Source organism: Streptomyces sp. A 4/2 (assembly GCF_940670765.1).
Lineage (GTDB): Bacteria > Actinomycetota > Actinomycetes > Streptomycetales > Streptomycetaceae > Streptomyces.
In genome coordinates this window covers 68,144-83,053 of record NZ_CALNVW010000010.1, presented here as the reverse complement: position 1 = coordinate 83,053, position 14,910 = coordinate 68,144, and the positions used below count along the sequence as shown (strand labels likewise).

15 protein-coding genes are annotated in these 14,910 nt (G+C 69.6%); 3 read left to right on the top strand and 12 right to left on the bottom strand.

Annotated elements, in window-relative coordinates; genetic code table 11:
* Window positions 1-34: 34 nt before the first annotated feature.
* On the top strand, window positions 35-1,405 hold the full coding sequence (locus tag NBY69_RS06965) for a 3-oxoacyl-ACP reductase (RefSeq protein ID WP_250299024.1): 1,371 nt from the start codon (window positions 35-37) through the stop codon (window positions 1,403-1,405).
* Window positions 1,406-1,493: 88 nt separating this feature from the next.
* Here NBY69_RS06965 and NBY69_RS06960 read toward each other — a convergent pair whose 3' ends face one another.
* The 3 genes from NBY69_RS06960 to NBY69_RS06950 are packed head-to-tail and all read right to left on the bottom strand — an operon-like array spanning window position 1,494 to window position 4,104.
* The gene (locus NBY69_RS06960; RefSeq protein WP_250299022.1) at window positions 1,494-2,252 is read right to left on the bottom strand and encodes a hypothetical protein; all 759 of its coding nucleotides are present in this window, start codon (window positions 2,250-2,252) and stop codon (window positions 1,494-1,496) included.
* Entirely contained in the window at window positions 2,249-3,706 is a 1,458-nt protein-coding gene (locus NBY69_RS06955; RefSeq protein WP_250299018.1) for a C2 family cysteine protease, read from the bottom strand. Before NBY69_RS06955 ends, NBY69_RS06960 begins: the two co-directional genes overlap by 4 nt.
* Before the next feature lie 59 nt (window positions 3,707-3,765).
* Window positions 3,766-4,104 carry a hypothetical protein gene (locus NBY69_RS06950; protein WP_250299016.1) on the bottom strand — a complete coding sequence of 113 codons (339 nt, stop codon included), beginning with the start codon at window positions 4,102-4,104 and terminating at the stop codon, window positions 3,766-3,768.
* Between the two features lie 237 nt (window positions 4,105-4,341).
* On the opposite strand from NBY69_RS06950, the gene NBY69_RS06945 reads away from it, so the two are divergent.
* Complete coding sequence (locus NBY69_RS06945; protein WP_250299014.1) at window positions 4,342-5,310, top strand: MaoC/PaaZ C-terminal domain-containing protein; 969 nt, start codon at window positions 4,342-4,344, stop codon at window positions 5,308-5,310.
* On the opposite strand, the gene NBY69_RS06940 is transcribed toward NBY69_RS06945, so the two are convergent.
* The 7 genes from NBY69_RS06940 to NBY69_RS06910 all read right to left on the bottom strand — a co-directional run bounded on the left by NBY69_RS06940 (window position 5,270) and on the right by NBY69_RS06910 (window position 11,572).
* Complete coding sequence (locus tag NBY69_RS06940) at window positions 5,270-5,893, bottom strand: TetR/AcrR family transcriptional regulator (protein ID WP_250299560.1); 624 nt, start codon at window positions 5,891-5,893, stop codon at window positions 5,270-5,272. The genes NBY69_RS06945 and NBY69_RS06940 overlap by 41 nt on opposite strands.
* Before the next feature lie 132 nt (window positions 5,894-6,025).
* On the bottom strand, window positions 6,026-7,366 hold the full coding sequence (locus tag NBY69_RS06935; RefSeq protein WP_250299012.1) for a dicarboxylate/amino acid:cation symporter: 1,341 nt from the start codon (window positions 7,364-7,366) through the stop codon (window positions 6,026-6,028).
* 538 nt (window positions 7,367-7,904) lie between these two features.
* Window positions 7,905-8,159 carry a DUF4229 domain-containing protein gene (locus NBY69_RS06930; protein WP_250299559.1) on the bottom strand — a complete coding sequence of 85 codons (255 nt, stop codon included), beginning with the start codon at window positions 8,157-8,159 and terminating at the stop codon, window positions 7,905-7,907.
* Window positions 8,160-8,371: 212 nt separating this feature from the next.
* Window positions 8,372-8,896, bottom strand: a complete 525-nt coding sequence (locus NBY69_RS06925) for a GNAT family N-acetyltransferase (RefSeq protein WP_250299011.1) — start codon at window positions 8,894-8,896, stop codon at window positions 8,372-8,374.
* A gap of 105 nt (window positions 8,897-9,001) precedes the next feature.
* Window positions 9,002-10,180, bottom strand: a complete 1,179-nt coding sequence (gene mqnE, locus NBY69_RS06920; protein ID WP_374211222.1) for an aminofutalosine synthase MqnE — start codon at window positions 10,178-10,180, stop codon at window positions 9,002-9,004.
* Between the two features lie 115 nt (window positions 10,181-10,295).
* Window positions 10,296-10,751, bottom strand: coding sequence for an Lrp/AsnC family transcriptional regulator (locus tag NBY69_RS06915; RefSeq protein ID WP_250299558.1), 456 nt, complete (start codon window positions 10,749-10,751; stop codon window positions 10,296-10,298).
* Window positions 10,752-10,858: 107 nt separating this feature from the next.
* Window positions 10,859-11,572, bottom strand: coding sequence for a UbiX family flavin prenyltransferase (locus NBY69_RS06910; protein WP_250299557.1), 714 nt, complete (start codon window positions 11,570-11,572; stop codon window positions 10,859-10,861).
* A gap of 165 nt (window positions 11,573-11,737) precedes the next feature.
* On the opposite strand from NBY69_RS06910, the gene NBY69_RS06905 reads away from it, so the two are divergent.
* A complete protein-coding gene (locus NBY69_RS06905; RefSeq protein WP_250299007.1) occupies window positions 11,738-12,355 on the top strand; it encodes a rhomboid family intramembrane serine protease in 618 nt (205 codons plus the stop codon).
* A 149-nt stretch (window positions 12,356-12,504) separates the two neighbouring features.
* Here NBY69_RS06905 and mqnP read toward each other — a convergent pair whose 3' ends face one another.
* On the bottom strand, window positions 12,505-13,428 hold the full coding sequence (gene mqnP, locus NBY69_RS06900; protein WP_266641477.1) for a menaquinone biosynthesis prenyltransferase MqnP: 924 nt from the start codon (window positions 13,426-13,428) through the stop codon (window positions 12,505-12,507).
* The gene (locus NBY69_RS06895) at window positions 13,425-14,885 is read right to left on the bottom strand and encodes a menaquinone biosynthesis decarboxylase (protein WP_250299005.1); all 1,461 of its coding nucleotides are present in this window, start codon (window positions 14,883-14,885) and stop codon (window positions 13,425-13,427) included. Before NBY69_RS06895 ends, mqnP begins: the two co-directional genes overlap by 4 nt.
* Window positions 14,886-14,910 lie beyond the last annotated feature (25 nt).

The following is a 14,910-nucleotide window of genomic DNA, read 5'->3' as shown; positions in this document are numbered from 1 at the left end:
GAGTAAATCTACGACGACGCAAGGAGTCCGGACAATGGCCGATCGCTATCTGCACTTCTCCAGCACAGCACCCGGCCGATTCCTGACACGCAGGCTCGGCCTTCCGCAACCGGCCGTGCTGCGCAGGTGGTCCGCCGAACGTCCGTCCCTCGAAGGGCCGTTGCTGCATCTGACCACCGCCGGAACCCCGCTCCCCGGGCTGGCCGAGGTGCTCGCCCGCACCGGCCTGGAGGTCGGCGCGGAGGCCGAACGCCCCGTGGGTGTGGTGCTGGACGCGACGGGGGTCGCCACGGTGACCGGTCTCGCGGAGGTGCACGGCACGCTGCATCCCGTCGTACGGTCGGTCGCGCCGGGCGGCCGGGTGGTGGTGCTGGGCGCGCCGCTCTCCGGCTCCGACCACCACCAGGCCGCGGCGCAGCAGGCACTCGAAGGCTTCGTACGGTCGCTGGGCAAGGAGATCGGACGGGGCCGCACCGTACAGCTGGTCAGGACCGTGTCCGCGACGGCCGCCGAGTCGACCCTGCGCTTCCTGCTGTCGCCGAGGTCCGCGTACGTCAGCGGCCAGGTCATCGAGATCGGCGGCGCCGCGGACGCCGGACCGGTCGCGGACGCCGGACCGGTCGCGGACGCCGGACCGGTCGCGGACACCGGACCGGTCACGCCCGCCGACGGGGACCTGCCGCTCGCCGGGCGTACGGCGCTGGTCACCGGCTCGGCGCGCGGCATCGGCGCCTCGGTGGCCGCGACCCTGGCCCGGGACGGGGCGAAGGTCGTCTGCCTCGATGTCCCGGAGTCACGGGCCGAGTTGACCCGTACGGCCGACTCGCTCGGCGGAACGGCCCTGCCCCTGGACATCACCGCCCCCGACGCGGCCGACCGGATCGCCGCCGCACTCCCCGACGGCCTGGACATCCTGGTCCACAACGCGGGCATCACCCGCGACCGCCGCCTCGCCAACATGCCCGCCGAGCGGTGGTCGAGCGTGCTCGACGTGAACCTGGACAGCGTGCTGCGGACGACGGACGCCCTGCTGAAGTCCGGCACGCTGCGGCCGGGCGGGCGGATCGTGGCGACGGCGTCGATCGCCGGGATCGGCGGGAACACCGGCCAGACCAACTACGCGGCGAGCAAGGCCGGGATCATCGGCCTGGTCCGGTCACTGGCGCCCCGGCTCGCGGAACAGGGCCTCACCCTCAACGCCGTGGCCCCCGGCTTCATCGAGACGAAGATGACGGCCACCCTCCCGCTCTTCATCCGCGAGGCGGGCCGCCGGCTGAACTCCCTGGGCCAGGGCGGCCTTCCGGTCGATGTGGCCGAGACGACGGCCTGGTTCGCGCACCCCGCGTCGGGCGCCGTCAACGGCCAGGTCGTACGGGTCTGCGGGCAGAGCCTGTTGGGGGCCTGAGGCGGCGCCCGGTCGCCGAGGGACGCGAGGCGCCCCCCCTCCCGGCCACTGGGGGGGGACCTCATGGCCGGCCGCCGGGTGCGGCAGATCAGCCCCCGGCCGGTCCGATCAGCTGGAGGTCCACGTACCCGGAGTGCGGGTTGCTCCCGGCCGGGCTCCCGTCACCGGCCTCGATGGCCGACACCTTCCACAGCCGGCCGGCGAATTCGAGGGTGTCGCCCACGCGGGCGTCCGGGTAGGAGGCGTCCCCGCCGTCCCGGCTCGCGATCCCGATGTCCGCCCGCGGGCCGGGGTTGATCTCCGTCACGACCGCGCTGTACTGCCCGCTGTACTCATTGTTCGGAATGTGCCACCTGAGACGGAAGCGCCCGTCGGTCAGGGACGGCCAAGTGGCCTCGGAGCTGGGTGGGGGTGACGAGGTCACGTTCTTCTGACCCTTCGGAGTGAGGACGACGCGGTAGGTGCAGATCTGCGCGACCGTGAACGAGGCCCGGCCGACAGTGAGGGCCTGGCCCGGCTTCACGGTCCAGTCCCGGGTCCCGGCCGCTGCCGCACCGGGGCCCGTCCCGTTGGTCAGGACCGCGGTACGGGCCGAACCGTCCGACCGCGCCTCCCGGTACAAGACCGATCCGGCGCCACCGGGCAGCTGGACGGAACCGCCACGCAGCACATGGATCCCCTTCGCCCCACGGTCACCAGCACACACCGGCCCCTTGTCGACGGCCGGCGCGGGGCGCGTCGCGGACGTCCGGGAGGACGACGGGGACGCCGCCTGCTTGCCGGACGGGCCGCAGCCCACCGCGAGAAGCACACAGCCGGTGGCCGCGGCGAATCGGACAGCCTTCATGACGTGGGTACCTCCAGAGCCTGCGGATTCCCGAAGAACTCCTTGTACTGATCGGGGCTCGCCACAATGTCCTTGTAAGGCGGGCCCCACGGGTTGCCAAGCACGATGTTGCCGTTCTGGAACCCCTTGACAAAGTAGACGTGGCGGGTCGAGAAAGACGTTCCCCAGTTCTGCTGGCCCTTCTTGTTCACATCGTCGCCACTGCCCGTGCTGACGATGACCGGGTGCCCGGACTCGAAGCTTTTCTGCACGGAGTCGACACTGTTGTCAATTCCTTTGGAGTTGTGGCCGGTGACGTAGGGAGGGGCTTTCTCGTTGAAGTCCCATTCGATCGCACCGTATGTCCCGTGCTCCGTACGGTCGTAGCGCTTGTCGCCCAGATGGTCGTCCGGAGCACCGCCCTTGTCGCCCCCGTAGACCAGAGCGAACGCCTTCTCGTAATAGGCAGGCCACATGGCTCCCTTGGCATGAGCAGACAGCGGATTGCCGTCCTTGTCCAGCGGCACGTCCGGGGTCACGGTGACCCACCGCTGGTTGCCGTCCTTGTCCCAGATGCGAACGTTGACGGTGCCATTGGGATTCTGCTTGATCCCGTCACGGATGAACTGGGGATTCACCTGTGCTGTCGAAGTGAGCGACGCGATGTACCAGCAGTCACCGAAGCGCCCCTGGTTGATGTCCGCAGCCGTGATGTCCTGCCCGTCGGAGCCCGGGGCGAAGAGGGGATCGGACGGGATACCCCAGTGCATGCCCTTCGCATCCGCCCCGGACTGCGAGTTCTTGCCATCCAGGTATGCGTCCGTGGTGTCGAATCCCGGTTGCGTCCCCGGAAAGGCAGCCTGCGCCTTGGCCCAGTGCTCGGGGCCGAGTTTCGCGAGGATCCCGCTGAGGTGATCGCGGCGCTCACCCTCGGGCAGGCCGTTCTCGTCCCACCATTTCCAGCCGCTGTCACTCGTGTTGCCGATCAGGTCGTTGTAACGCTTCAGGTCTGCCTCGGGAACACGGTCGAAGAAGGCATCCAGTTCGGCAGCGGTCATTCCATCCAGCATCCTCTCGACCTTCCTCAGGTCGTCACGGTTGCCGTTGGTGCCGAAGTCCTTACCGTCGAGTTCCTTGATCTGTTCCAGGGCGTCGTTGATGTGCTGCTCGTCGGCAGCGGCCTCGTCCGCGAAGAGGAGGGCCGGGTCGATCGAGTAGCCGTGCTCGATCAGGACCTTGCATTCTTCGAGCTGCTTGCTGCGGCGATCCATCGAACCGGCCATGTCCCCGAGCTCGCCGTCGAGCACCCCGGGCATGTGGGCGGGCCCGCCGAAGAACGAAGGCAGGACAAAGACCTGGCCGACAAGAGGCTCCAGGAGCGGGTCGGTCGTGGCCGGCTTTCCGTTCATGAGCTGGGACGCCTCGGTGAGGACGAGAGCCAGGTCCCGGTGCAGCCCCCTTGCGTCGCCGCCCAACTTTCGCAGGCTGGAAGCGAGTGCGCCGATCTCGGCGGTGTCGAAGCCACGGAATCCGGTCAATGGCCCGGTCCAGTCTTCTGCTTGGCCAAGGCCGCCTTCATCTGATCGTCGAGTCGGTCCGCCTCGACGTCCCAACGGCCGGCATCGTGCATGAGCGCGGATGCCATCTGACCCAACGTGCGGCTGCGGTTCACGATCTGCCTCGTCGAGTCGGTGGCAAACGGCCCCTGCCATATCGGAGGATCGGACTGCTGGGCCTTCTTCGCAGCACCGTCCAGATGGGGCCCGAGTCTGTTGGCGAGCGCGCGGGCCTTTCGGGCACAGGCCCGCAGATCCTCCGCCCGTTTCTTCAACTGTTCCGGCGTCTCCCCTGCCGGGTCCTCCGGTCGTCCCACTGTGCATCCCCCTTGCCAACCGACCGCCCAGATCGACTGGCCAGGCTAACAGTTGGCGCTCCAGCGGGCAGGGGGTTCAACTCGACCCTCATGGGGCCCACACCGCCCGATCACGCGGCGCACAAGCAATCAGCCCCCGGCCGGTGCGGCGCCGATCGGCGGCGACATCGACCAGCACCTGACCCCCAGGTAATCTTACCCTGGAGTAAATACCGTACGGATCAGGGAGCCTGGACCATGAGCGACCGTCCCCCGCACCCCGCCGGCCTGCTGACCACCATGGTGCGTGGCGCGCTGACCTCGCCCTTCAAGCCTGCCGTGTCGGCCGATGCGCCGTTGCCCGCAGGCAGGTTGACGCTTCCCGGAGCGCGGATCCACCCCGGGCGTCTCGCCGCGTACGCCCAGATCTGCGGCTTCGACCGGACCGGCCCGCTCCCCCTCACGTATCCGCATGTTCTCGGCTTCCCGGCGGCCATGCGGCTGATGACCGCGCGGGCCTTCCCGCTGCCGGTCCTCGGTCTCGTGCACACCGGCATCGAGATCACCCGGCACCGCGCCCTGCCGGCGGACCACGCGCCCGAACTGAGCGTGTACGCGGACGGGTTGAGGCCGCACCGGCGCGGCACCGAGGTCGTCATGGTGACGGAGGCGCGGCTCGCGGGCGAGCTGGTCTGGGAGTCGCGGAGTAGGTATCTGGCCCGGCACCGGACGTCCGAGGCGCACCCGGAGGTCCGTACGGACGACGCGCGATCACAGCGTACGGACGACGCTCAGCCCCACCGTACGGACGACGACGCCACCGTCGACACGGCCGCAACCACCGGGACCGCCACCGGAACCTCCATCGGGACCGCCACCGCGACAGCCACCTGGGAGCTGCCCGCCGGTCTGGGCCGCCGCTACGGCGCCGCGTCCGGGGACCGCAACCCGATCCACCTCTCCCCGCTGACCGCGAGGCTCTTCGGCTTCCCCCGCGCCATCGCGCACGGCATGTGGACGGCCGCCCGCTGTCTGGCGGAGGCCGGGACCCCGGACGCCGTACGGGTACGGATCGGGTTCAGGGCGCCGGTCCTGCTGCCGGGAACGGTGACGTACACCGCCGACCCCGGGGCGGGCACCTTCCGTCTCCTCAGCCGGGGCCGGGAAGGGGCGGAGCGGATCCACCTCACGGGCGAGGTGACGGCACCCAGCGCTCCCCGTTCATGAGGTTCTCCAGGCCCGCCCACGCGAAGTTCATCAGCGTCGAAGCGGCTTCCTTCGCCGAGACGCCGGGGGTCTCGTTCGCCCACCCGGCCAGCGACTCCGCGGCGCCGACCAGCGCCTGTGCCAGACCGGCCACATCACGGTCGGGAAGGGCCGGGTCGCGGTGTGCCTCGCGGTGCGCCGCGCCGATCAGGCCGGTCACGAACTTCGTGATCTCGTCCCGCATGGCGCCGACTTCGGCGGCGAACGGCTCACCGTGCGTGCGGGCCTGGCGGTGCAGGATGTTCCAGCCGTCCGGATGCCCCGCGGTGTGCTCGAAGAAGGCGCCCAGCCCGTGCCACAGTTGCCGGTCGGCCGGGTCGTCGGGGTCGACCCCGGTCTGCACCGCGTCGACGAGCGACTTCGCCTCGCGCCGTATGCAGGCGGTGAAGAGCTCTTCCTTGGAATTCAGATACAGATAGACCAGGGGCTTGGACACGCCTGCCAGTTCGGCGATCTCGTCCATCGAGGCGGCCCGGTACCCGCGCTGTCCGAAGGTCCGTACGGCAGCGTCCATCATCTGCTGCTCGCGTACGGCCCGGGGCATCCGCTTGCCCTTGGCTGCCTTGACTGCACCCACCTGAGAGTCCCTTCAGCCGGTCGGTCGTACCCCGGCAAGAGTACGGCTCCGGCCCCTCCCCGTCGTACGGAGGAGGGGCCGGAGCCGTGCGGCCGGGAATCAGGCGGCGACCGGAACCGCGTCCTTCTTCTGGGCGACGCGTGCCTCGTGGTCGTCGACCGGGGAGACGGACGCCGACCGGAACGCGTCGAGGTCGAGGATCTTCTCACGGGCCGAGACTACGACCGGGACCAGGATCTGACCGGCCACGTTCGTAGCCGTACGCATCATGTCCAGGATCGGGTCGATCGCCATCAGCAGGCCCACACCCTCCAGCGGGAGGCCCAGCGTGGAGAGGGTCAGCGTCAGCATGACCGTCGCGCCGGTCAGGCCCGCGGTGGCGGCCGAGCCGATGACGGACACGAAGGCGATCAGGACGTAGTCGCCGACGCCGAGGTGCACGTCGAAGATCTGGGCGATGAAGATCGCGGCGAGCGCGGGGTAGATCGCGGCGCAGCCGTCCATCTTGGTCGTCGCGCCGAACGGCACGGCGAACGACGCGTACTCCTTCGGCACACCGAGCCGCTCGGCCGACGCCTGGGTGACCGGCATCGTGCCGACGGAGGAGCGGGAGACGAAGGCCAACTGGATCGCCGGCCAGGCGCCCTTGAAGAACTGGAGCGGGCTGACCTTGGCGACGGTGGCGAGCAGGATCGGGTACACCCCGAACATCACCAGGGCGCAGCCGATGTAGACGTCGGCCGTGAAGGTCGCGTACTTGCCGATGAGGTCCCAGCCGTAGTCGGCGATGGCGAAGCCGATGAGGCCGATGGTGCCCAGCGGGGCGAGGCGGATGACCCACCACAGGGCCTTCTGGAGCAGTTCGAGCACGGCCTCGCTGAGGGTGAGGATCGGCTGCGCCTTCTCACCGAGGGAGAGCGCGGCGATACCGGCGACGGCTGCCATGAAGACGATCTGCAGGACGTTGAGCTGGGTGAACGGGTCGATCACGTTCTCCGGGATGATTCCGGTGAGGAAGTCCAGCCAGGAGCCCGCGTGTTCGGGCAGCTTGCCGTCCTTCGGGGTCAGGCCGGTGCCGGCGCCCGGGTTGGTGATCAGACCGATCGCGAGGCCGATGGCGACGGCGATCAGCGACGTGATCATGAACCAGAGCAGGGTGCGGGTGGCCAGCCTGGCGGCGTTGTTGACCTTGCGCAGGTTGGTGATGGACACCAGGATCGCGAAGAAGACGAGCGGGGCCACGGCCAGCTTCAGCAGCTGGACGAAGATGTGGCCGACCTTGTCGAGCGTGGCGTAGAGCCAGTGGATGTCCTGGCTGCGGGTCAGCCAGCCCAGCAGCACACCGATCACCAGACCGGCGACGATCTGGGCCCAGAACGGGATCTTGGGTATTCGGAACTTCGTGGGACTGGGGGCGGGGCTCGCGGAATTCGCGGACACGGGAACACTCCGGTGAGGACGCAGCTGTGTGCTCGGGATGGAGCACGGGGGACGGGGGCGCGGCGCCCAGCACATGGGGGGCGCCGCCGCATGAGGCCGTTCAGACGCGGCGACAGGCCGCGGACATGCAGCGGCAGAGATCGACATGCAGGCGCTCCACGAGCACGATGCTCGTGAAATGTGGGCGCGCGGCTGTCTTCATGTCGGACACATTAACACTTCAACTTTGAGAGTCTCAAAGCAGGGCTTTGGGGCAGCCGGTCACCGACGGCAGAGGGTGCCGACAGCAGAGGGACACGCCAATGACAGGACCCCGGCACCGGAGCGATGAGCTCCGGTGCCGGGGTCCTGTCGAACGGCTTGCGCGCGGCGTACCGCGGAACGGTGTCCTACGTACCGCGACCGGTGTCCTACGGAGGGAACGGCACCCTACCGGCGGACCGGCGTCCCACTGGACGAGGCCGCCCCACTGGACGAGGCCGTCCCACTGGACGAGGCCGTCCCACTGGACGAGGCCGCCCCACTGCACGAGGCCGCCCTACTGGACGAGGCCGTCCTCCTGCGTACGGTTGGCCTCCAGCCGGGCCTTGGCCCGGTCGACCCTGTTGATCAGCTGCTCGGACATCTTGTCGCGCTGCCGGCGCAGCAGGACGAAGCTCAGCGGCGCGGAGATGACCAGCGCGAGCAGGATCGTCCAGACGGCGTTGGAGCCGCCGAGTCCCTTCGGCACCACACCGAAGTGGACGAGCAGGGCGCAGAAGACCAGGGATCCCATGAAGATGAGGATTCGCATCGCGGTGTAGCGAATCGTGGCGCCCGGGTTGGCTACAGACACGGCTGAGGCCTCTCTCTTCGTACCTACGGCATCGGATCCTGCCCGACAAGTGAAGCACGCCCCAGTTGTGGCCGTCCCGGCCGGGGTGCGGTCACGCCGTGTCGGCCCGGGTGCGGTCACGCCGTGTCGGCCGGATCAGCCGGCCGGTCCGGATCGGTCACCCGCCCGGATCAGAGCAGCGGCAGGTACATCGTGATGTCGTCGCGGTCGTCCCCGGGGGCGACGCGGATCGCGCCGGGCACCCGGCCGACCTCCTTGTAACCACAGGATCCGTAGAAGCGGTCGACGCCGGTGCCGCCCCGGCAGGTGAGCCGGATGCTCTCGACGCCGTCGAAGGTACGGGCGGCTCCGGCCGCCGCTTCCATCAGGTCGCGCCCGTATCCCTTTCCCTGGTGGGAGGGGTGGACCATCACCGTGTACAGCCAGATCCAGTGCCGCATCAGACGGTGGGTGTTGTACGCCAGGAAGGCGGTGGCGGCGACCGTGCCGTCGGCTTCCCTGCCGACCAGCAGCCGGGTGCGGCCCTCGGCCATCGCGGCCAGGTGCTTGACGAGTTCGGGGCGTATGTCGTCGGGGCTGACCGGCGGGACGAACCCGACGGCGCCGCCGGCGTTCGACACGTCCGCCCAGAGCGCGACGACGCCGTCCCGCAGCCCGGTGTCGATCGGCGGGTCCAGCTGAAACGTGAGGCTCATGGGGACCAGCGTAGAAAAGCGCGGAACCCCGGCCGTGGCCGGGGTTCCGTCGTGCAGGGGTCCGCAGCGGAAGGTCCGCGGTGCGGGTGCCGGCGCGTGCCGACGTCAGAAACGCATCGTCTGCGGGGACTCCCGGCGGTCCGCGTCGGGACCGTCGAACTCGCGGACGATCTCGTAGTGGGTGTTGCGCTCGACCGGGCGGAAGCCCGCGTCACGGATCAGTTCGAGCAGGTCCTCACGGCTGAGCTTGTTGGGCGTGCCGTAGTTGTCCGCGTCGTGCGTGATCTTGTACTCGACGACCGAGCCGTCCATGTCGTCGGCGCCGTGCTGGAGCGCGAGTTGCGAGGTCTGCACGCCGTGCATCGGCCAGAAGACCTTGACGTGCGGGACGTTGTCGAAGAGGAGACGCGAGACCGCGAAGGTCTTCAGCGCGTCGACGCCGCTCGCCATCGTCGTACGGGCCTGAAGGCGGTTACGGATCTTGCCGTCCTTCATGTCCTCGAAGTCGTGCTGGTAGCGCAGCGGGATGAAGACCTGGAACCCGCCGGTCTCGTCCTGGAGTTCACGCAGCCGCAGCACGTGGTCCACGCGGTGGCGCGGCTCCTCGATGTGCCCGTACAGCATCGTGCACGGGGTCTTCAGACCCTTCGAGTGCGCGAGGCGGTGGATGCGCGACCAGTCCTCCCAGTGGGTGGCGTGGTCGACGATGTGCTGCCGGACCTCCCAGTCGAAGATCTCGGCGCCGCCGCCGGTCAGCGACTCCAGACCGGCCTCGATCAGCTCGTCGAGGATGTCGGAGGCCGACATCCCGGAGATCGTCTCGAAGTGGTGGATCTCGGTGGCGGTGAACGCCTTGAGCGCGACCTGCGGAAGGGCTTCCTTCAGCGCGCTGAGCGAGCGGGGGTAGTAGCGCCACGGCAGCGTCGGGTGCAGGCCGTTGACGATGTGCAGCTCGGTGAGGTTGTCGCCCTCCATCGCCTTGGCGAGGCGGACGGCCTCCTCGATGCGCATCGTGTACGCGTCCTTCTCGCCCGGCTTGCGCTGGAACGAGCAGTAGGCGCACGAGGCGGTGCACACGTTCGTCATGTTGAGGTGACGGTTCACGTTGAAGTGGACGACGTCGCCGTTCTTGCGCGTACGCACCTCGTGGGCGAGGCCACCGAGCCAGGCCAGGTCGTCCGTCTCGTAGAGCGCGATCCCGTCCTCGCGGGTCAGCCGCTCACCGGCCCGGACCTTCGCCTCCAGCTCGCGCTTGAGGCCGACATCGGTGATCGATGCAGTCATGTAGCGGCCGCCTCCCATATGCGTACGTAAACAACCAGCCAACCGTACTCCCCCGCCTTTCCGGTTTCCGGCGGCGGGACCCGCACGGCAGTCCGGGCCGGCAGGGCCGTCCGGGTCAGCTCTGCTCGGGGAGCTCGCCGACCCGGTTCTCCCACTTGGTGGAGAGCACGATCGTGGTACGCGTCCTGGAGACGCCCCGGGTGCCGCTCAGCCTGCGGATGGTCCGCTCCAGACCGTCCACGTCGTCGACCCGGACCTTGAGCATGTACGAGTCGTCACCGGCGATGAACCAGGCGTCCTCGATCTCGGCGAGGTCCTTCAGGCGGTGCGCGACGTCCTCGTGGTCGGCCGCGTCCGAGAGCGAGATGCCGATCAGGGCGGTCACCCCGAGCCCGAGCGACTTGGCGTCGACGGTGGCGCGGTAACCGGTGATGACTCCGGCGGCCTCAAGACGGTTGATGCGGTCGGTGACGCTGGGGCCGGAGAGTCCGACGAGCCGGCCGAGCTCGGCGTAGGAGGCCCTGCCGTTCTCCCGCAGTGCCTGGATGAGCTGCCTGTCCACCGCGTCCATACCGTTGGAGCCTTCCATTGTTCAGGAATATGGCGAGCTTGCTTCTGAAATCTTAGGCTTGCAGGGAAAATACCCTGCGAATCACGGCCGCGGCTACCGGGGTCCCCTCAGGCGGGGCCCTGTGACGGATCCTGTGTGCGGGAGCCTCCGAGCTCTCCCTCCCAGCGGCGGTACAGCCGGTGCGGCACCCCGGCCGCGTCCAGCACCCGGCCGGCCACGAAGTCCACCAGGTCCTGGATGTGCGTCGCCCCGGCGTAGAACGCGGGTGAGGCGGGCAGCACCACGGCGCCCGCCTCGTCCAGGGCCACCAGGTGCTTCAGCGTCTGACCGTTGAGCGGGGTCTCCCGCACCGCGACGACCAGTCGGCGCCGCTCCTTGAGGGTCACGCTCGCCGCCCGCTGGAGCAGGTCCTTCGAGAGCCCCAGCGCTACCCCGGCCACACAGGCGGTGGACGCGGGGACGACGAGCATCCCCTTGACCGGGTACGAACCGGAGGACGGCCCGGCGGCCAGATCCCCGGCGGCCCAGTGCCGTACCCGCCCGGCGTCCGCCATCCCCACCGCGTCCACCGCGAAGGTGCCCGGCTTGCCGTCGGCGCCCCTGGACAGCCAGGTGCCCAGGTCCTGCTGCCAGTGCGCGTCCCGGAACGCGATCCCCGTCTCGTCGAGCAGCGTCAGCCGGGAGGCGCGGCTGACCACCAGGTCGACGTCCTCACCCGCGTCCAGCAGCCCGCGCAGCACGGCTGCCGCGTACGGCGTACCGGACGCCCCGGAGATTCCGACGACCCAGGGCCGACGCTGCTGCTGACTGTGTACGTTCACCTGCTCCACGGGTCCGAGCCTATCCGGCGGCCCGGATCCGGAACCGGGTGCGGCCCGGGAACCGAACCGGGTGCGGCCTCGAACCGGAACTCAGCAGGGTGCCCCGGACGTTCCCGGCACGGGGACAAGGGATCCCCGCAAGGGAACGAGGAGTGGGGGTCCGCGATGGCCACGACGCCGGATCGGCTCGCGTGGGGCACCGGCGACCGGGTCAGAGCCGCGGCCAAGCTGATGGCCGGGTGGGTGGCCCTGCTCTGGGTGCTCGAAGTGATCGACGTGTCGACGGGGCACGCGCTGGACACGTTCGGCGTCGAACCGCGTCAGCTCGGTGAGCTGCGCGATGTGGTGCCCTCCGCCTTCATCCACTTCGGGTTCGCCCATGTCGCGTCCAACAGTGTGCCGCTGCTGGTCTTCGGGTTCCTGGCCGCGCTGAGCGGTATCCGCAGATTCGCCGCGGTGGCCGCGCTGATCGTCGTGGTCGACGGGCTCGGTGTCTGGCTGGTCGCGCCCGCGCACACCAACACCGCAGGCGCGTCCGGGCTGGTCTTCGGGCTGTTCGGCTATCTGCTGGTCCGCGGCTTCGTGGACCGCCGGATCCTGGACATCGGCGCCGGGCTGTTGGTCGGCGCGGTCTGGGGTTCCTCGATACTGCTGGGCATCTCCCCGGGGAACACCGGGGTCAGCTGGCAGGGGCATCTGTTCGGGCTGGCCGCGGGGGTGGCGGCGGCGTTCGTGTTCCGCCGCCGGGCCACGGAGCCCGCCCCCGCCCCGCTCCTCCAGTGAGGCCGCGCCGTGCGTACGTGCGGCGCGCCGTCCGTACGTGAGGCCGCGCACCCGGCGTACGCCGCCGCGGACGGCCGGGCCCCCCGGACGGCTGGGCGCCTCGGCCGGTCGGCGCCACGGACGGCTGGGCGCCTCGGCCGGTCGGCACCTCAGACGGTCAGGCCGCGCACCAGCAGGTCCAGCAGCGCGCACACGAACAGTGCGATGCCGATGAATCCGTTGACGCTGAAGAACGCCCGGTTCAGCCGGGACAGGTCGTGCGGCTTGACCACCGTGTGCTCGTAGACGAACGCCACCGCGACGATCGCCAGCCCGATCCAGAAGAACGCCCCGGCGTGCGTCGCCACCGCGAACCAGACCAGCAGGCCCGTCGTCACGACGTGGCAGCCGCGCGCGCCGTACAGCGCGGCCGGGATACCGAAGCGGGCCGGCACCGACTTCACGCCGTGCGCCCGGTCCGCCTGCACGTCCTGGCAGCCGAAGATCAGGTCGAAGCCGCCGATCCACACGCCGACCGCGAGACCGAGGATCACCGCGTCCCAGGACCACTCCCCGGTGATCGCCAGCCAGGCCCCGACCGGGCCGATCGCCTGGGCGAGGCCGAGGATGGCGTGCGGGAAGTTGGTGAACCGCTTGCCGTACGGATAGACCACCATCGGCACGACCGCGAGCGGCGCCAGCGCCAGACAGAGCGGGTTCAGCGCCGCCGCCGCGCCGAGGAAGACGACGACCGCGGCGAGCGCCCCGGTCCAGGCCGACTTCACCGAGACCGCGCCGGTGACCAGTTCACGGGTGGCGGTGCGCGGGTTCCGGGCGTCGATCTCGCGGTCGATGATGCGGTTGCAGGCCATCGCGAACGTCCGCAGCCCGACCATCGCGACCGTGACCAGGACCAGCCGTCCCCAGTGGATGCTGCGGTCGAGCTGGAACATCGCGGTCAGCGCGGCGATGTACGCGAAGGGCAGCGCGAAGACCGAGTGCTCGATCATCACCAGCCTGAGGAAAGCTTTCACCCGGCCCGGCGGCGCGGGCTCGGGCCCGAAGAGGTCCCGGGTTGCTGAATCGGCGCTCACGAAAGCCCGTACTCCTTCCAACGGCGGTCGACCTTCGCCGCCGTCTGCGGGTCCGACTCGACCATCTCGGGCCAGCCGCCGTCCCGCGTGTAGCCCTCCTCGGGCCACTTCCTGGTTGCGTCGATCCCCGCCTTGCCGCCCCAGAACTGCTGGTAGGAGGCGTGGTCGAGGTGGTCGACCGGACCTTCGACGACGGTCAGGTCGCGTGCGTAGTCTGTATTGCCGAGGGCCCGCCAGGACACCTCGTGCAGATCGTGCACATCGCAGTCGGCGTCCACCACGACGATCAGCTTGGTCAGCGACATCATGTGGGCGCCCCAGACCGCGTGCATGACCTTCTGCGCGTGCTTCGGGTACTTCTTGTCGATCGAGACGATCGCGCAGTTGTGGAAGCCGCCCGACTCGGGGAGGTGGTAGTCCACGATGTCCGGAATGATGATCTTGAGCAGCGGCAGGAAGAAGCGCTCGGTGGCGCGGCCCAGCGGCCCGTCCTCGGTCGGCGGGCGGCCGACGACGATCGACTGCAGCAGCGGACGCTTGCGCATCGTGACGCAGTCGATGGTCAGCGCGGGGAACGGTTCCTGCGGGGTGTAGAAGCCGGTGTGGTCGCCGAAGGGACCCTCGGGCAGCATCTCGCCGGGCTCCAGCCACCCCTCGATGACGACCTCGGCGTGCGCCGGGACCTGGAGCGGGACCGTCTTGCAGTCGACCATCTCGATCCGCTTGCCCTGCACGAACCCGGCGAAGAGGTACTCGTCGATGTCCTCGGGCAGCGGGGCCGTGGAGGCGTACGTCACCGCGGGCGGCGCACCGAAGGCGATCGCGACGGGCAGCCGCTCGCCCTTCCTGGCGGCCACCGCGTAGTGGTTGCGGCTGTCCTTGTGGATCTGCCAGTGCATCCCGATGGTGCGCTTGTCGTGGCGCTGGAGCCGGTAGAGGCCGAGGTTGCGGATGCCCGTCTCGGGGTGCTTGGTGTGGGTCAGCCCCAGGTTGAAGAAGGAGCCGCCGTCCTCGGGCCAGGTGAAGAGCGCGGGGAGCTGGTCCAGGTCCACGTCGTCACCGGTCAGGACCACTTCCTGCACGGGGGCGGCCTCGGACTTCACCTTCTTCGGCGGTACGTGGACCATCGAGCCGAGCTTGCCGAAGGCTTCCCGTACGCCGACGAAACCGTGCGGCAGCTCGGGCTTGAGCAGTCCGCCGATCCGGCCGCTGATCTCGTCGTACGACTTCAGGCCGAGCGCCTTGAGCAGGCGGCGGTCGGTACCGAAGACGTTCATCGCCAGGGGCATGGACGCGCCCTTGACGTTCTCGAAGAGCAGCGCGGGACCGCCCGCCTTGTTGACGCGGTCGACGATCTCCCCGACCTCCAGGTAGGGGTCGACCTCGGCCTTGATGCGCTTGAGGTCGCCATCGCGCTCCAGCGCCCTGAGCAGCGAGCGAAGATCGTCATAAGCCATGCGGTCCAGTCTGTCATCCTCCGTG